The 16,915-nt window shown below is 58.6% G+C and carries 16 protein-coding genes; 10 read left to right on the top strand and 6 right to left on the bottom strand.

The annotated features are described in order from the left end of the window. Nucleotides 1-23 precede the first annotated feature (23 nt). The 9 genes from J5J83_RS18030 (at nt 24) to J5J83_RS17990 (ending at nt 8,882) form a co-directional block, all read left to right on the top strand. Nucleotides 24-800, top strand: a complete 777-nt coding sequence (locus J5J83_RS18030) for a cobalamin biosynthesis central domain-containing protein (protein ID WP_212351330.1) — start codon at nt 24-26, stop codon at nt 798-800. Next, nucleotides 797-1,192 (top strand): cobalamin biosynthesis protein, encoded by a 396-nt coding sequence (locus J5J83_RS18025; protein ID WP_212351329.1) that lies wholly within the window; start codon nt 797-799, stop codon nt 1,190-1,192. Before J5J83_RS18030 ends, J5J83_RS18025 begins: the two co-directional genes overlap by 4 nt. Continuing rightward, entirely contained in the window at nt 1,189-2,166 is a 978-nt protein-coding gene (gene cobJ, locus J5J83_RS18020) for a precorrin-3B C(17)-methyltransferase (RefSeq protein WP_212351328.1), read from the top strand. The genes J5J83_RS18025 and cobJ overlap by 4 nt, the downstream gene beginning before the upstream one ends. After that, nucleotides 2,163-2,543 carry a ferredoxin gene (locus tag J5J83_RS18015; RefSeq protein ID WP_212351327.1) on the top strand — a complete coding sequence of 127 codons (381 nt, stop codon included), beginning with the start codon at nt 2,163-2,165 and terminating at the stop codon, nt 2,541-2,543. The genes cobJ and J5J83_RS18015 overlap by 4 nt, the downstream gene beginning before the upstream one ends. Nucleotides 2,544-2,631: 88 nt before the next feature. Continuing rightward, nucleotides 2,632-3,927 carry an acetyl-CoA hydrolase/transferase family protein gene (locus J5J83_RS18010; RefSeq protein ID WP_212351326.1) on the top strand — a complete coding sequence of 432 codons (1,296 nt, stop codon included), beginning with the start codon at nt 2,632-2,634 and terminating at the stop codon, nt 3,925-3,927. Between the two features lie 227 nt (nt 3,928-4,154). Continuing rightward, nucleotides 4,155-4,877 carry a PEP-CTERM sorting domain-containing protein gene (locus tag J5J83_RS18005; protein WP_212351325.1) on the top strand — a complete coding sequence of 241 codons (723 nt, stop codon included), beginning with the start codon at nt 4,155-4,157 and terminating at the stop codon, nt 4,875-4,877. A 254-nt stretch (nt 4,878-5,131) separates the two neighbouring features. Further along, nucleotides 5,132-6,001, top strand: coding sequence for a radical SAM/SPASM domain-containing protein (locus J5J83_RS18000; RefSeq protein WP_212351324.1), 870 nt, complete (start codon nt 5,132-5,134; stop codon nt 5,999-6,001). Between the two features lie 175 nt (nt 6,002-6,176). Beyond that, a complete protein-coding gene (locus J5J83_RS17995) occupies nt 6,177-8,420 on the top strand; it encodes a tetratricopeptide repeat protein (protein WP_212351323.1) in 2,244 nt (747 codons plus the stop codon). Between the two features lie 60 nt (nt 8,421-8,480). After that, a complete protein-coding gene (locus tag J5J83_RS17990) occupies nt 8,481-8,882 on the top strand; it encodes a pilin (protein WP_212351322.1) in 402 nt (133 codons plus the stop codon). Between the two features lie 420 nt (nt 8,883-9,302). On the opposite strand, the gene J5J83_RS17985 is transcribed toward J5J83_RS17990, so the two are convergent. The 6 genes from J5J83_RS17985 to J5J83_RS17960 form a co-directional block, all read right to left on the bottom strand. Then, complete coding sequence (locus J5J83_RS17985) at nt 9,303-10,283, bottom strand: class I SAM-dependent methyltransferase (RefSeq protein WP_212351321.1); 981 nt, start codon at nt 10,281-10,283, stop codon at nt 9,303-9,305. A gap of 224 nt (nt 10,284-10,507) precedes the next feature. Then, on the bottom strand, nt 10,508-11,449 hold the full coding sequence (locus J5J83_RS17980; protein ID WP_212351320.1) for a UDP-glucuronic acid decarboxylase family protein: 942 nt from the start codon (nt 11,447-11,449) through the stop codon (nt 10,508-10,510). Continuing rightward, the gene (locus J5J83_RS17975; RefSeq protein ID WP_212351319.1) at nt 11,443-13,131 is read right to left on the bottom strand and encodes a glycosyltransferase 61 family protein; all 1,689 of its coding nucleotides are present in this window, start codon (nt 13,129-13,131) and stop codon (nt 11,443-11,445) included. The genes J5J83_RS17980 and J5J83_RS17975 overlap by 7 nt, the downstream gene beginning before the upstream one ends. An 11-nt stretch (nt 13,132-13,142) precedes the next feature. Continuing rightward, on the bottom strand, nt 13,143-14,837 hold the full coding sequence (locus J5J83_RS17970) for a methyltransferase domain-containing protein (RefSeq protein ID WP_212351318.1): 1,695 nt from the start codon (nt 14,835-14,837) through the stop codon (nt 13,143-13,145). A gap of 69 nt (nt 14,838-14,906) precedes the next feature. After that, complete coding sequence (locus J5J83_RS17965; protein ID WP_212351317.1) at nt 14,907-15,575, bottom strand: hypothetical protein; 669 nt, start codon at nt 15,573-15,575, stop codon at nt 14,907-14,909. Nucleotides 15,576-15,580: 5 nt separating this feature from the next. After that, entirely contained in the window at nt 15,581-16,075 is a 495-nt protein-coding gene (locus J5J83_RS17960) for a DUF2919 family protein (protein ID WP_212351316.1), read from the bottom strand. 269 nt (nt 16,076-16,344) lie between these two features. Here J5J83_RS17960 and J5J83_RS17955 point away from each other — a divergent pair. Next, nucleotides 16,345-16,915, top strand: a 571-nt coding sequence (locus J5J83_RS17955) for a surface-adhesin E family protein (protein WP_349251919.1), incomplete at its 3' end; no start/stop codon positions are given.

The following is a 16,915-nucleotide window of genomic DNA, read 5'->3' as shown; positions in this document are numbered from 1 at the left end:
CACCCTATAGAAGACGTTTGCACATGACCCAACACCTCCCCTTCCCCAATCACAAAGTCGCGGTCGTCTCGATCACCCGTCACGGCATTGCGCTCGCCGGCAAGGTGGTGGCCGTCCTGCCCGGCGCCACCCTGTTCGCTCCGGAGAAGTTCCACAGCGAAGCCGAGGCGGCCGCACCGGGTGCCTTTGCCTGCTTCACCGGCAAGACCGGTGACCAGATTCCCGCACTGTTCGCGGCTTTCGAAGGCATCATCTGCATCGTCTCACTCGGCGCAGTCGTCCGACTCATCGCTCCGCATTTGAAGAACAAGGAAAGCGATCCCGGCATCGTGGTACTCGACGAAGCCGGACGTTACGCCATCCCGGTGCTCTCCGGTCACCTCGGCGGCGCCAACGCGCTGGCGGGCATGCTCGCGCACACGCTTGGCGCGCAGCAGGTGCTCACCACCGCCTCCGATGCTCGCGAAACCCTTGCCGTCGACCTGCTGGGCCGCGAACTGGGCTGGACCTTCGAAGCCAGCCATGACGAAATCGTGCGGGCCAGCGCTGCCGTCGTGAATGACGAACCGGTGGCGCTGGTTCAGGAAGCCGGCAGCACCGACTGGTGGCTGCGTCACGCCAACGGTCGCAGCGGCGCCTTGCCCGCCAATCTGCACCGCTTCGACCGCATCGAAGACATCGACCCGGATGCATTCGGCGCCGTGCTGTGGGTCAGCAATCGAAGCCTGCCTGACACGCTTGCCGAGCGTTTGAGTGGCAAGAAGGTCATCTACCGCCCCACTGCTGCGAGCGTGCAATGAGAGTCGCACTTGGACTCGGCTGCGACCGCGGCACCCCGTTCGAAACCCTCGCCCGTGCAGTCAATGAAGCGCTGGCGGCCGCCGGCGTCGGCCTTGACGCAGTCGGCGCCGTCGCCAGCATCGACCTCAAGGAAGACGAACCCGGCCTGGCAGTGCTCGCGGCCGTTCACGGCTGGCGCATCGCATTTCACCCTGCCGCACGCCTCGCCGCGATCGCGGTACCCAACCCGTCCGACACCGTGCGTCGCTACACCGGCACGCCCTCGGTCTCGGAAGCCGCCGCGCTGATCGCGGCCAATGCGGAGCAGGGCGCACTGCTGGTCGAAAAGCACAAGGTGCGCGGACCTGACGGCAAGAACGCCACCATCTCCATTGCAAGGATCACCGAATGAACACGACAACCGCCAAGGGCAAGATCATGCTGGTGGGCCTCGGCCCCGGCAGTCACGACCACCTCACCGCGCGCGCACGCGCGGCCATCGCCGAGGCTGACACCATCATCGGCTATGTCACCTATATCAAGCTGGTCGCCGACCTGCTCGACGGCAAGGAAGTGATCAGGAAGTCGATGACCGAAGAGCTCGACCGCGCCATCGAATCGCTCGACCGCGCCCGGCAAGGCAAAAAGGTGGCGCTGATCTCGTCCGGCGATGCCGGCGTGTATGGCATGGCCGGGCCTACCTTCGAAGTCCTGTTTCAGGCCGGATGGACGCCCGAGTCGGACATCGAGGTCGAGATCATTCCCGGCGCCTCGGCACTCAACACCTGCGCCGCGCTGGTCGGCGCCCCGCTGACGCACGACTTCTGCGCCATCTCGCTGTCCGATCTGCTCACCCCCTGGCCGACCATCGCTCGTCGCCTCGATGCGGTCGCCTACGCCGATTTCGTGGTCGCCCTCTATAACCCCAAGAGCGGTCGCCGCACGCGCCAGATCGTCGAGGCCCAGCGCCTGTTCCTGCGTCACCGCCGGCCCGACACCCCGGTGGCGATCGTCAAGTCGGCCTATCGACCAAAGCAGCGTATCGAGTTCACCACGCTGGACAAGATGAGCGAGTGCGACATTGGCATGCTTACGACCGTGCTCATCGGCAATTCGCACACCTTCGTGCGTGACGGCCTGATGGTGACGCCGCGCGGCTACGGCAACAAATACGAGGTCGCAGATGGCGAGCGTGCCACCCGCAGTGGCGAACAGGCCGGACGCTCGCTGAGTACAGGGCTCAGCGGGTGGCTCGAGACCCTGCGCGGCAGCCACGAAACACCTGCGCAACTTGCCGCGCGGTACGTACTGCCACTCGACTACATCGTCGCCACGCTTGCCGACCTGCGCAGCGCAGAAATCGCCGACGTGGAGGCAGGCGCATGAACCGCCACGACGCAACGCAAACCGCCGTGGCCGAAGGCGTTGTGGAAAAACCCAAACTCGGCAACTATCACCGCCATTTGCTGGTGTGTACCGGCCCACGATGCAACGCCAACAGTGACGCCCAGGCCTTGTTCGACAGTCTCGGCGAGCGCTTCCGGCACGCCGGACTGGACGCCGGCACTTTACGCGTGAAGCGCACCCGGGCGTCCTGCTTTGCCGCATGCAAGGGCGGCCCGATCCTGTGCGTGCAACCGGACGGCGTGTGGTACTACAACGTCACGCCGACGAACATGCAACGCATCATCGATCAACATCTGTGCGGCGGTGAGCCCGTTGCCGATCTTGTCTTTCATCAAGGCCCGTCCAGCGCGAACTGATCATCCTCTCATCCATACGCGTAGGTATGGAATATACGTATAATCCCTGATAGAGACGTATATAAAAGCAGTTGATAGGAGAGAGAGTATGAACATGCAAACGCTTTACGAGCAGAAAAGGATGAGTCCGGCCGACGCAGTCGGCATGGTCAACAATGGCAATACCATCGTCGTGCCGACTGGCGTAGGAGAGCCGCCTGCCTTGCTGCAGGCACTGTCCGAGCGCCGCCATACCCTCAGCGACGTGGCAGTCAGTCAGATCCTGCCGTTGCGCAAGTTTGCCTACCTCGATCCCGAGACTCGCGCCAACATCCGCCATGATGCGTATTTCTTCGGCGGCGCAACCCGCGCCGGCGGGCAATCGGGCTGGGTCGATTTCGTTCCCGCCTATTTTTCCGAACTGCCGATGCTGATCGATCGTGGCCTGTCACCGGCAGACGTCGTGATGACCATGGCCTCGCCAATGGACGAGCACGGCTATTTCTCGCTCTCGCTCGCGCCCGACTACACCATGGCAGCGGTACGCAAGGCACGCGTCGTCCTGCTCGAAGTCAATCCGAACGTCCCCTTCGCAAACGGAGACTGCCACATCCACATTTCGCAGGTCGCAGGCCTGGTGGAGACCAATGACGAACTGTTCGAAGTCGGACTGCCGACCATCGGCCCCATCCAGGAAGCGATCGGCAAGCACGTGGCCGAACTCATCGACGATGGCGCCACACTGCAGATCGGCTACGGCGGAATTCCCGACGCGGTCGTGATGCAGCTGCAGCACAAGCGCGACCTCGGCATCCATACCGAGATGATCGGCGACGGCATCCTATCCCTGATCGAGAGCGGCGCCGTCACCAACCAGCGCAAGACTTTCATGCCCGGCAAGATGGTCGCCACCTTCGCGCTGGGCTCGCGCAAGCTGTATCGCTTCCTGCACCGCAACCCGATGCTGGAAATGCACCCGGTCGATTTCACCAACGATCCCTACATTGCCGCCCGCAACGACAATCTGTGCTGCATCAACGCCACGCTGCAGATCGACCTGCTCGGCCAGTGCGGCTCGGAGAGCCTCGGCCATACGCCCTACTCGGGTACCGGCGGACAGGTGGACTTCGTCCGTGCAGCCAATCGCTCGAAGAACGGCAAGGCCTTCATCGTACTGCCATCGACTGCCAAGAACGACACCATCTCGCGCATTGCGCCCGTGCTGTGCCCGGGCACCCATGTCACCACCAGCAAGAACGACATCAACTACGTGGTGACCGAGTACGGTGTTGCGCAACTGCGCGGCAAGACGGCCAAGCAACGGGCGGAAGCGCTCATCGGCATTGCACACCCGAACTTCCGTGCGGAGTTGCGCGAAGCTGCGCGCAAGATGAATCTGGCCTGATTGGACTGGAGGGAGAGGCAGCGCCTCGCGGATAAAATCCCCTGCCCGATTGATTCAGTCAATCGGGCAGGGGCATCGTTGTGCGCACGACGAGCACAATGACATGGCGACCGTGATTCATCGCACATGCATACGGTTTTATCGTTTTCGCCATTTTTGCATCATATGGATAATTCACTCATCCAAGGGGTCGCCCCGCCAATCGAAAATGAACAGGAACCCGCAGCATGCGCCTACGCTCCTTCTTCGCCGCACTGGCCATCGGTACTGCAGCTGCGCTGAGCGCCAACCTCGCCCACGCCGACCTGATCCTCAACTTCCAGGGCCTAGTCTCCGGGGCAAAAACCGGCACCATCAGCGTGTTCAACAACGGCACCTACAAGAACTCTGGTGTCAGTGCCGGCATGCTGACCTTCAAACAGAAGGCACCAGGTGAAACGAGTTACGCAAGCGGGCTGCTCGGTTCCTTCTGCATCGAACCCAAGACGGCCCTTCTCAGCGGCGACACGCTGTTCAGTAGCGGCGCGCTGGCAGGCCGCTTCGATCAGCCCCAGCAAAACCTGATCGCCCGCCTGTACGATCTTCACTACGAGGCCGTCACCACCCTGACCGACGCCGCATCCGCCTTCCAACTTGCCTTATGGGAGATCGTGACTGACGGCGCCAACCTCAGTCTGAGCAGCGGAAAGTTCCTCACAACCTCGGCATTCGGCACGGCCACCGCACTGGCCACTACGTGGATCAATGATCTCGCGATCTGGAACACCCAACTCGGAAACCAGGCCTACACATCCTCGCTGTACGACTTCGTCGCGTTGAGCGCCGGCAACTCCCAGGACCAGCTTACGGTAACGCGACGCGCGCAGAGCGTGCCGGAACCAGGCGTGCTTGCGCTGCTGGTGATCGGGATGGCGGCTGGGTTTGCGGGACGTCGACGCATGCACGATTGAAGCGGGATGCAGGTCTGGGGGCTTCTACCTTGACTGCTCGACGGCATTGGCGGGCTTAATCACGACGCACTTCCCCGCTCAGGCCGCCCCAGACCCTCTCCGTTGATTCAGGTCAACGCCATCCTGCTCGAATCGGCCTCTACTCCGCATGTATCCAATGAGTGAGGCCAAGCATCATGATCACCACGCGCATTGACGCAATCACCCGCATTCCGGAAGCCTACAGGCACGCCACGCTCCCCGCGCCAAAGAGCGTGAAGATCGAGATCTCGCCACGCTGCAATTATCGCTGCGGCTTTTGCGCGCTGAGGTCCCGGGCAGTTCAACCGAAGTGGGACATGGACTTCCAACTCTTCAAACGCATCACGCGTGAGATGCGCGACGCCGGCGTAGAGGAGATCGGCGTGTTCTACCTTGGCGAGTCATTCATGAACCCTCGTCTCCTGGTCGACTGTATCGACTACCTCAAGCACGAGATAACAATGCCCTATGTGTTCTTGACCTCGAATGCCTCAATGGCGTTTCCGGAGGCGATCGAAGCGTGCATGAAAGCAGGACTCGACTCGCTCAAATGGTCGGTCAATGCTGCCGACGAAACACAGTTCGAATCAGTCATGGGCGTCTCGAAGAAGCTTTTCCATACCGCGCTGGAGAATATTCAAGCGGGCTGGGAGGTTCGGAACAGCGGTGGCTACAAGACGGGCCTGTACGCGTCGTCGATTCGGTATGACGGCGAACAGCAACAGAAGATGGAGCAGCTGCTGGACGAAAAGGTTCGCCCATATGTGGACGAGCACTATTGGCTCCCGCTCTACTCGATGGGGGCATTCGCGGTACAAAGGGAAGAGGAACTGGGATATCGTCCAACCGCCGGCAACCAGGGGCGACTCGAGGCACTCAGGGAACCGCTACCGTGCTGGTCCGCCTTTACCGAAGGGCACGTTACCGCAGAGGGCAAGCTTTCCGCCTGCTGCTTTGACGCCACTGCAAACTGGACCATGGGCGATCTGAACGTAACATCGTTCATGGACGCCTGGAACGCCCCGGAATTCGTCCGGCTTCGTGAAGCACATCTCAAGCGTGACGTCCGCGGCACCGTATGCGAATCGTGCATTGCGTACTGAGCGGCCAGGCGGGATAGGCACCCATCATGACCGTCAACATTTGACATCTTGTCGATTTTTGACACGAAAGACGCCCCCGAATTGTCATGCCTGACGCCTTCACGATCCTGGCAAGAGCAGATGAATTGCGTGATTCTTGGTACATTGAGTCCTTTGGATGCACCGTCAGGTTTCCATGTTCGCCCAACTCATCAGCCTTGCGAAATCGTCGCTCATTCGAAAAGGGGCGACAACACCGGAAGAGATCCGGGCTCAAATTCGTCAGAGAGCGTTTTCGGATGCCAGACGTTCAATCAACGCATTGTCGCGGAAGAATCACGTCCCACCGGCAACCGTCGAATGCCTGGAAGGAGAGCTCGCGTACTTCGAGCGCCGCGACACGGATGCCGAAAGAGCCTTCAAGGCAGCGCTTGATCAAGACCCCAGTCAGCCTGAAGCACATCATGGCCTATCGTTGATCTTGGGCGAGCGGGCCGACTTCACTGCAGCCCTGCGCCACGCACAGTTCGCCATCGGCGCGGCACCTGACAACGCGCGATTTCGGGCACAGCTTGGATTGTGCCAGCTTCAACTCGGCAATCATGCTATTGCTGAACGGATCCTCAAAGAGGCAGTCCGCCTTGACCCCATGGACAAGGCATCCTGGAACAATCTCGGTATCGCTCGTCGGGCAGCAGGCAAGCGGCGCGACGCGGCCTATGCCTTTGATCGGGCCCTTTCACTGGACCCAGCGTTCGAACATGCCATACGGAATCGGGAACAACTCGACGCCGATGCGGAAGAGGCAGGGGTACCCTCAAAAGATAACAGTTTGGACCAAGGCGAGGAGCCTCCGCTCGGGCCGACTACGGACCTTGACCGACTGGAGCAACTAACGGCCGCGAACGAGCTAGATCAAGCAATATCCTTGGCTGAGCGGCTTTTCACTGAATCACCACGGGATAGTTCGCTCGCAACCCAACTTGCGCGCCTCCATCTAGCAGCCGGAGATGCGCAAGGGGGAGTGGACACGCTGAACATTTTCCTTGCTCACAATGCCTCAACACCGGAAATCTCCGGAACCATGGGCTCTCTGCAGATGGCCATGGGCAACCTGGCGCTCGCGGATCGCTATCTTCGCGAAGCGGTTGCCGGGGAGAAGGCCCCGCTATCTGCGCTGCTGGACATGTCGGAACTCCTAGGAAAGCAGGAACGGTTCGTCGAAAGCACCCCGTTTCTCGAGCGTGCCTTGCTGCAGGACGACTCTCCGACCACGCGGGCACTGATTGCAAACAACATGATGGCTACTTGTCGGTACGACGAAGCAATCGACCTTTACCAGCGGCTGTTGACAGAAGCACCGCAACTATTGCCCGCAGTAGTTGGCAGCTATGCCAATGCGCTCATTTTCTCCGGCCGATTCGATGAAGCGCAGCCATTGCTCGAAGAATACCTCAAGCACGAACCCAACAACCCGCATCTGAGATTCCTGCAATCTTCCATACTGCTCCTGCATGAAAGATTCGCCGACGGGTGGGATGGTTATGCATATAGAAACCTTAGCGACTCCAAGCACTTCCGCACCCTCCCTTTCCCACACTGGAATGGTGAAACACTCACCGGCAAGCGCATCGTTGTCCTTGCTGAACAAGGGCTTGGCGATCAGGTGATGTTCGCCTCCTGCCTGCCTGATCTCCTTGCTCAAGGCCCGTCGCGTGTCGTCGTCGAAGCAATATCACGTATCGCTCCAACCTTGGCCCGGTCCTTTCCCGAGTGCGAAGTCATTGGCAGCCAACAAGATCGCGGCCTTGAATGGGTCAAGGCACTTGGCCCCATGGATTACTACGTCCCTGCAGGAGATCTTCCTCGCCACTTCAGACGGGACCTCCAGAGCTTTCCCAAACACGCCGGCTACCTGAGAGCCGACGAACTTCGAACCGAGCATTGGCGTGCGCAGATCGCTGGTCGCACAGGACGACCACGCATCGGGATTTCCTGGCGTGGAGGCACAGAGCACACCCGCACTGCAGTCCGATCACTTGATGCGACGGCATTTGCCCCACTATCAAAAGCCTGTGATGCCGAGTGGGTGTGTCTGCAGTACGGAAAAGTCGAGACCGACGTCCAACGATGTGGAGAGACCGGGCTCGATTTGCATTATTGGCCAGAGTCAATCTCGGACCTCGACGAATTCTCAGCATTGATCTCGTCGCTGGACCTGGTGATCTCCGTGTGCAATACGACGGTTCACTACGCGGGGGCCCTTGGGACACCGGTGTGGGTCCTCGCGCCCAAAATCCCGGAATGGCGTTACGGGCTGAAGTCGTCCTCCATGCCTTGGTACCCGAGTTCCCGGATCTTCAGACAGCAACACTCAGGCGACTGGAACACCTTGCTTGAAGATGTTCGACGAGCACTGCTGACATGGAGCAAAGCATAAGGCACGACTATTGCTTACTAGAAACTGCGCAACGCGCAAACAATCAAGGAGGTAATTCAAATGAAATCGTTGCAAAAGGGCTTTACCCTGATCGAACTGATGATCGTGGTTGCGATTATCGGTATCCTGGCAGCTGTTGCACTGCCCGCTTATCAAGATTACACCGTTCGCGCCCGAGTATCGGAGGTCCTTCTCGCAGCTTCTTCAGCTCGCACCGGCGTCACCGAGTCGTGTCAGGTAAACAATGGTTGTACCAACGTTACCGGGATCACCATTGCAAGCTCCCAGTTCGTTCAAAACGGCACCGTCTCTTCAGCCGGGGTGATTGTCGTAAATGCGAAGTCCGAAGTCGGTACGAGCGGATTCATTGCTACGCTTGCTCCGTCCTGGACTGGCCAGACCGTCAACTGGACTTGCACCAGCAACATGGCCAAGTACGCGCCGGCCTCCTGCCGCAGCTAATTTTATCGGGGGGCTTTTCGCCCATTGATAAGCCCCCCAACACTACATACAGTCACTTCCCATGGGTCTTCTAAGCCTATTTAAGCCTGTTGATACAACAACATTTTCGCGAAAACTGGCTAAGGACATTGCAAAAAGATACCCGCCTGCTCTCGATCAACAACCCGGTAAGCGCCCGTCGGTTAACCGCCTGACCCGCATATTGGAGGAAGCGTGCGAACAGGCCGTCACCTTCAAGTCAGAGAACAGCCTAGGCATCATCGGTAAAGCACGTCTGAGCAATGCCTTTCGATGGGAACTGACGGACCTCGGTTACACGAAGGAGTTTGTCGCCTTGGCCGTCGAGGCTCTCGTAGTAAGCATGAGTCGCAAGCCTCGCCAATAAACACGCCCCGCGCTTCACCCTCGGCACTCGCAAACCTACAGGTACGGCGTCCTGACGTTCAGGGGATCGACAAGCTCCCCCTCGTGTTCGATCAGGGCGACGGCAAAGCGGACACCAAGACGCTCCGCTTCCTGCATCACATCCCTTACCCTCCAGTTTGCCGGTATCAGCAGCACATCGAAACACTCATCCTTGAGCGCACCGATGCTCTGAATCAGCTGCCCCGTCCCCGGCACGTGGCTGCCAACCTTGCGCATGTCCGAGTCGACGACCAGCGGAAATCGCTCCGCATCCAGCCCGTAGTAGTTCATGAACGATGCGGCTTTTCCAACCCCGCCCCAGATCACGACACGCTTTCGAGCATCCACCATCGCATCGAGTTGCGCGGCGACCTTGATGCGGAAGCCGGACACGCGAGCCAACGACACATCGGTCCAGACTGCCGATTCTAACTGTTCTGCGGGAACTCCAAGCGTTGCGAGGCCGAACACAACCTCATCGCCGTAACCATGCGCAACGGACATCAACTTGCCGGCACGGCGAATGAGGTACTCGAAAGAGCGCGTAGTGAACTGGGAGTAATGCTCGTAATAGAAGTCGGCGAGACGGCCATGACGCAACGCGACGTCGATGCACGGCACTTCGGCAAAAAGCTTGCAATCAAGCCCTTCTAGCGATGCAGCCCACGCCATGCGTTCGAGCAACACGAACGGGTCAAGAAGATGTTCGAGCACATGCCTTATGACAATGAGATTCGGTTTCAGCTCAGAAATATGCTCGAGCGGGGAGAAGAGGCATTGCCGAATCTCGACGGTTCCGATGGCCCCCTCTTCGCGAGCCTGCGGATCAAACCCGATATATCGACCTGGCCGATGCTCGCACAACCCTTGCAGAAACTCACCCGAACCACAGCCGATCTCCACAACCGTTGGATTCGAAGGAAGGTGAGCCAGCAATTGCTCACGGAGATCCGACAGATGACCTCGCCAGGAGACTCCGCTGTTGTACATCCGCATCGAGTTGTCCGCGTACTCCTCCCCCGGGTAAACAAACTCATGGTTGAACACATGCGAACATCGCGTGCATTGCACGAAAGACAGCGGTAGTCGAGGCAGCGAACGGGCGTCCCGCTCGGTATCCGGCCATGCCAGTATCGCAAGGGGATGCGCCACCGGTGGAAGCACGGAAAAACCGACTGCCCCGCCACAAACCGGACAATGGCAAGGTACTGGCTGCGGACTCACTTGAACACGCTCCTGAAGTACGCAATTGTCTCCTTCAAGCCGTCCTCAAGGCATACTCTCGGTCGCCAGTCGAGCAACTCCGTTGCCCTGCTGATATCGGGCTGGCGGCGGTGAGGATCGTCATTTGGCAAAGGTTTGAACACAATGGGACTGGCGGAGTTGGTCATCCTTACAACTCGCTCCGCCAGCTCCCTGATGCTTATCTCTTCCGGATTGCCCAGATTCACCGGGCCGATACTCGAGCTCTGGTCCATCATCCTCACCAAGCCCTCGACCATGTCATCCACATAGCAGAACGAGCGAGTCTGGCTGCCGTCGCCGTAAAGTGTCAGCGGCTTTCCGGTTAAGGCACTCACGACGAAATTCGAAACCACCCTGCCATCATTCGGGTGCATCCTCGGCCCGTAGGTATTGAATATCCGCACCAAGCGGATATCTACCGCATGCTGACGGTGATAGTCGAAAAACAAGGTTTCAGCGCAGCGCTTCCCCTCGTCATAGCATGCCCTGAACCCTATCGGATTGACATGTCCCCAATACTCCTCGCTCTGGGGATGTCTTTGCGGATCCCCATACACTTCGGAGGTCGAGGCCTGCAGGATTCTGGCACTCCGCCTCTTGGCAAGGCCGAGCATGTTGATTGAGCCGAGCACCGACGTCTTCACCGTGGCGACGGGATCATTCTGATAGTGAACAGGGCTCGCAGGACAGGCCAGATTGAATATCCGGTCGACTTCGACAAAGATCGGCATCCAGATATTGTGCCGAACGAGCTCAAACCGGGGATCTCCGATCAGGTGCCGGATGTTCTTCTTCGTGCCCGTATAGAAATTGTCCAGGCACAACACATCGTAGCCGTCTCCGAGCAGCCTTTCGCACAGATGGGAACCGATGAAGCCGGCACCTCCGGACACGAGCACCGTTCCCGTGTTCAACATGCCCGCGACTCCATTTCGTCAATTGCCGACAGAACCTTGGAGACGTCGACCTCGAAATCGGCATCGATGAGCCTTCCGCCAACAAACTCGTTGGAAACCCCACTGACCTCCGTGTAACGATGACCACATGCAAGCGCCAGTACGTCAAACCAGCGCGAACCTGGACTATGGCTCAGATACCCCCCGATCAGGGAAACGATCAATCCACCTGACGGCATGAAGACCATATTTGACAAGGACGCGCCCGTCGGCGCTACAACGACCTCTGCACGCGAAAACAGGTCAACCTGCTCGGGTACGGTCAGTTGCGCGGGATCGATCATTTCGAATCCTCTTTCCTGAAGTGACTTCACCAGTTCGCGCTCGTTGCTTAAGCGTCGCTTGAGCCCCTCCCCACGAGAGACATAGAGCTTGAGCTTTCGCTCATCTGGACGCGCCGAATCCTTTACGAACACGGACCGATACCAGGCAGGCAAGTACGGATGCACTTGCCTGCCTCCCCGCGCCAGCATTGCCGGCACGATCGCCCTGCGAACCTCGACAACCTCATCAGGCGCCACTAGGACTAGTCGGTCTGCGGATACGCCCGCTGCGGCAAAGAATGCGCGCTGAAACTCTGCGAGATCGCTATTGACCAGGATGGGAAATGCCTCGTATTCGGGCCTTCCTGCCACTAGCGCGAGGCGAGAAAAATAGTCGATCGTGTTGTGGTAATACTGCGGCATTCCCCCCAGGACGATTGCCTGTTCATAGTAAGCAGAAGCGGTGCTCGGCAGTCTCAAACGTGCTGCGAAACTGTTGTTCAGGAGCAATGGCGATGTGCCATTTTCACGCGCTGTCCGCAAACGCAGAGAAGCAAAACCGGAAAGAATCGCGCCCGAATCGCGCAGGATGGGAATCCACTGCAAACTTGGCGCAACCGACGCGTGGCTCAGTTCAAGCAGATAGGTCGGGAGACCTGGCAACTGCTCCCCTGCATTGACAGGCAGGACAACACTGGATGATGCCGCGCAATAGTCCTCCACCGTACGCCATCTAAATGTCTCGTCTTTGAATCCATCCGGGCAGGGCATCACCCGTTCGACAAGCTCAGCGGCCAGATCCATTCTGTCCTTGATCTGGAAAATACTCTCCGCAAACTCAAAGAGTTCGCCCTCGCGAGCACCATCTGCCTCGGCTTTGACCATTTTGCAGGCGTACTCAATCTCACTTGGCGAGTAACCGTATCCACTGCTCGCGGAAAGTATCGAGTTCACCAGCGCCGTATATAGCCGGATCTGAGGAGACTTCTGCAGATAAACAGCCTTGCGCCGATCTTCCAGAGCCTCCTTGAATCGGTGCTTGTAGAAGTTGATGTCCCCTCTGACCTCATAAATCTTGGGATAGGTCGAGAATCGCGCAATCCCGTCGGTGAGCACCTTCATCGCCTCGTCCATGCGACCCTGGGCCATCAATGCCTGGCCCAGAAGTGTAGGCGTTGCGGGATCAATCGCGGAAACCGAGACAAGTGCGAGAAGTTCAGACGCCTCCGCGTAGCGCCCCATCTGCATGATCATGAATGCAGCTGTCAGCACGCACTCTTCATCATCAGGATCCTCTCGTATCACCGCGCGCAAGGCCGACAATGCTTCATCGGTATTACCTTGCTCGCGCGCAATCCGCAAAGCTTCAAGTCGATCCATCTGTCACCAACTCAACTGTTCGAAGGTTTGAAGGCCACAATCCGCATGTCGCGCGGCTCCCTAAGTTTGTACTGCGCGGGCTCCTGACGCGCATCGACCAGCCCGGCCTTGCTCATCACCGCTGCCAGGCTCTTCGGCGTATACCCCCATCGGTGCACCATGTACGGATCCTTCCAGCGGGGGTCGCCGTAGAATACCCACATGCTGCGCTGCCCCTCCGGCCCACCACCCGCCTGCCGCTCAGGATCGCTCAGGAATTCTTCACAGGCGGAGATCAGATTCGGACACTCGAGAATCATGCGTCCGCCCGGCTTCAATACCCGAATCCATTCCCGCAGGATATCCACGACCTCCCAACGCCAGAAATGCTCGATCACGTGAACGGAAAGGATCTCATCGACTGAATTGTCCTGAAAGGGCTCCAGACGATGGAGGTCACACAGGACATCCGGGCGCTTGCCGCTCCTGCTCTCGACCACGTCAACATTCACATAACCATCGAGCACCTTGTCGCCACAGCCAAGATTGAGGCGGAGAGGTGCCGGACTCGGTACCTGATCATGGGTGATCTGAGCGTTCTCGTCGCCCCTTGGCGGTAATTCCCGCCGGGAGATCTGCCTGTATTGATCTAGGACGAATTCCCACTGCTTGCCGACGAGACGCCTGTCACTGGCTTCCTCGACGAGGCGCTGCCCATTTCTGATGCGCTCAAGTGCGGCGTCAGGATTCGAGAGCGCCCAACGCACGCCTTCCTCAAGTGACTCACCGATCCATGCGCCTTCACTGAATGGCGCATAGGCGGGCACAGGAGAGGCAACGACGAACCGCCCTGTATTGATGGCATCCACCAGTCGATTTGCCGACTTGACCGTCTTCTTCGCGTCACCGACATCAGCCGGAATCAGCACGATGTGGGATTGCTCAAGGACATCCCAGGTCGCTTGTTCGCTCCATGGCACGAACTCCATCAGTACGGATGGCGCATATCGAGCATTGAATCGATCGGCAAACTCCTCCAGCCCGCAATTCGGCGAACTCACGACCGAAACCAGCCCGCGCTTGCCGGACAAGGCAACGGGAATCTTCTCGGAAAACCTTGCCATCTCGGCCCAGTTCGTGGGGCTTCCGAACCACGCCAATCGAACCCGTGACGGCGCCACGAACCCCAGTATCCGCGAAAACCCCTGCAAGAATCGAACAGAAGCTGAAGGCATCCGAAATACACGTGCGCCGCCTTTGGGCGATGCCACTGGATCCCCAATGACTGTTACTGCAGTCCCGGCAATCTCCCTGATGCGATCGGCCATCGTTCGGGAACCGGCAGTCACCAGATCGGCGACCTCACATACAGCCTTCCAATGCGGGCCGAGCAAGGGATGGGCGAAGTGGTCATCATTGATATCGGCGACGACGACTGCACCTTGCGTCCTTGCCCAACGGGCCACATCGATCATTTTTTCGCTCAGTTGCCTGAAACGCACTCCATCCGCCCCGGCAAGGAGCTTCCCCAGAATCAGGACGTCTGCCACACCGGATTCGCGCTTCAAGTTGGCAGGCGAGTCGGTCACATTCGTGAGCGTGACGTCATGCCCTAAGCGCCTGAGTTCATCAGCCGGAATCAGCACCCTGTACCTGTTCGTGGCTAACGCGGATACGTATTCACCATGCTGAAATTCAATTCCATCAACTATCCACTGAATACGCATCAGGCTCTCACCGAACGTGCGGTACTGGTTCCGAAACTCATTGATTCTCCGTACATCGAGAGATCAACCTCAGTCGCGCTGGTCCACTCTCAACATGCGGTCACGATCGCTCAACCACTCCGCGGCATACTCGCAATCGACATATTCCCTGAAATACGGGCCCCCGATGGTGTAATGAACGTTCGAAACCGACTTTGCCGGCTCGTCATATCCAACGAGATGATTCCATTCAGGCGGTAATTCGCCAATTTGATCATCGCCCTCCAACCACTTGAATTGATGCAATTCAAGTCCCGTTGCAGCATTGACATACTCGGGAGTCAGGGACTTGCAGCGTGCATTATTGAACAGCATCACGCTCGACCAGTTCTTCTTTCCGTAAGCAGTCTGCGGTGCATTCAGGAACTTGATACTCTCGCGGGGTTTGTGATCGTGCTTCACGCACATCACTGAATATTTCTCATCCCGCATGTTCCAGAGCTTGGCTATATCGTCCAGAACCAGCATGTCGCAGTCCATGAAAATGGACCACCCCTCATACCCCGACAGGTAGGGCGTCAGAAATCTGGAGAATGAGAAATCGGTCGACTGGAGATTGTTTCGCTCGCGCCACATGAGCCCCTCCAGATTATTCAGGGCGAGGGGCACAAAACTTACTGGTGCCGAGGAACGACTGAGAATGCTGTGCACCAGAACATGCCACGCAACAGTCTCTCTCGGATCAAATCCGATGAACACACGTATCACTTTAGTGCCTCTTGTTTTGACGATGATGAAGACTCGGGAAACTCGGAGAAGAGTTGACGATAATGCTCTGATCGCCATACCGATACGAGGATAAGCAAATCAACCAGTCCGAGGAGCAATACCACCCGTTCCGGCCACGGGCGCCAGTAGTAGGACGATGCGAGGAACCATACGACCCAGCCCAGATTCAATAGCGCAGCGATGGACACGATTTCTCGACCACGGCGCCAAAGTGCTCGAATGAAACGCCCGGCCTCGGGGTGGCGCTGCATGATCGCCAGCACGAGAAACAGGATCGGTGTTTCCAACCCTAGCTGAAACCACGAAAAGTCGTCCCCAAGCAATCTCACGGTATCGGGTGAGCGTCTTGCGGACAAGACGACCAATACCAGCAGGATCCAGTGACGCGCTTGAAGTGCAACAATCGCCCAGAGGGACCATGGCACCTTGAGCACTCCATATCTATTCAACACCGATAAAATATCGCGCATATTCGCTGCCAGCCATCTTCTAAACCATGACGAATATCTGAGTGCAGCAACGCGCCGCGGCCGCCATCTTACACCGCGTCTCTACTCTCGGACTCTCCAAGTTCCCGAGCAAAAGTCATACCTGCAACAAGACGTTTACCTGAACCGACAAGACGGGAAACCGGCGTTGACGCGGAAGAACGCACAAGCAACTGAATTCATACTGTCCCTAACCTAAAGATTCCCCTTCACCTGCCGAAATACTCCATACCCCTCACGGACCCACAGCAATGAAGCCCGCTTGGTCTCGCCCATTCCTGCGCTATCTATGCGCCGCGCTCGCGGCCTGTCTTGGCACGCCCGTCTTCGCCGCCGACTGGCAGGTCGTGCTGAGCGATGCCGGGCGCAAGATCGAGATCGACCGCGCGAGCATTTTCGACTCGGACCGCGGCACCAAGGTGTCGTGGGGGCGTGTGGTACTGGGCGACGCGGAGGCAGGCAAGGCGGGCTACCGCACGGTGAAGGCACTCAACCGTTACGACTGCCGCAACAGCAGCTTCTTTACCATCAAGCGCGTGTACCTGGATGCCGCCGAACGCGTGTTGCGGGAAGAGTCAGTGGCAGACCAGACGCCGGTGGTGGTGGCCAGGAATTCGGTCGATGAGCGCATGTGGCGCGAAGTCTGCAAACCACCCGGACCTGCCGATCTGGCGAAGATCGCGGACAGCGCCAGCGAGTTGGCTGCCGCCGCGGTGGCGAAAGCCAAGCCGGCGCCGACAATGCCCGCCCCCATGGCCCAGCCGGCCAGAACACCGGCGCCGCTCACCAAGGCCTGTCTCTTATACACCTCGTACGCTGCCG

It is taken from the genome of Azoarcus sp. L1K30, assembly GCF_018122735.1.
Lineage (GTDB): Bacteria > Pseudomonadota > Gammaproteobacteria > Burkholderiales > Rhodocyclaceae > Parazoarcus.
This window is presented reverse-complemented; position numbering and strand designations above follow the sequence as displayed.

Coding starts and splice junctions, on each gene's coding strand:
- J5J83_RS18030 (WP_212351330.1), top strand. CDS start 24: ATGACCCAACACCTCCCCTTCCCCAATCACAAAGTCGCGGTCGTCTCG.
- J5J83_RS18025 (WP_212351329.1), top strand. CDS start 797: ATGAGAGTCGCACTTGGACTCGGCTGCGACCGCGGCACCCCGTTCGAA.
- cobJ (WP_212351328.1), top strand. CDS start 1,189: ATGAACACGACAACCGCCAAGGGCAAGATCATGCTGGTGGGCCTCGGC.
- J5J83_RS18015 (WP_212351327.1), top strand. CDS start 2,163: ATGAACCGCCACGACGCAACGCAAACCGCCGTGGCCGAAGGCGTTGTG.
- J5J83_RS18010 (WP_212351326.1), top strand. CDS start 2,632: ATGAACATGCAAACGCTTTACGAGCAGAAAAGGATGAGTCCGGCCGAC.
- J5J83_RS18005 (WP_212351325.1), top strand. CDS start 4,155: ATGCGCCTACGCTCCTTCTTCGCCGCACTGGCCATCGGTACTGCAGCT.
- J5J83_RS17995 (WP_212351323.1), top strand. CDS start 6,177: ATGTTCGCCCAACTCATCAGCCTTGCGAAATCGTCGCTCATTCGAAAA.
- J5J83_RS17990 (WP_212351322.1), top strand. CDS start 8,481: ATGAAATCGTTGCAAAAGGGCTTTACCCTGATCGAACTGATGATCGTG.
- J5J83_RS17985 (WP_212351321.1), bottom strand. CDS start 10,283: ATGCGGATGTACAACAGCGGAGTCTCCTGGCGAGGTCATCTGTCGGAT.
- J5J83_RS17980 (WP_212351320.1), bottom strand. CDS start 11,449: ATGTTGAACACGGGAACGGTGCTCGTGTCCGGAGGTGCCGGCTTCATC.
- J5J83_RS17975 (WP_212351319.1), bottom strand. CDS start 13,131: ATGGATCGACTTGAAGCTTTGCGGATTGCGCGCGAGCAAGGTAATACC.
- J5J83_RS17970 (WP_212351318.1), bottom strand. CDS start 14,837: ATGCGTATTCAGTGGATAGTTGATGGAATTGAATTTCAGCATGGTGAA.
- J5J83_RS17960 (WP_212351316.1), bottom strand. CDS start 16,075: ATGCGCGATATTTTATCGGTGTTGAATAGATATGGAGTGCTCAAGGTG.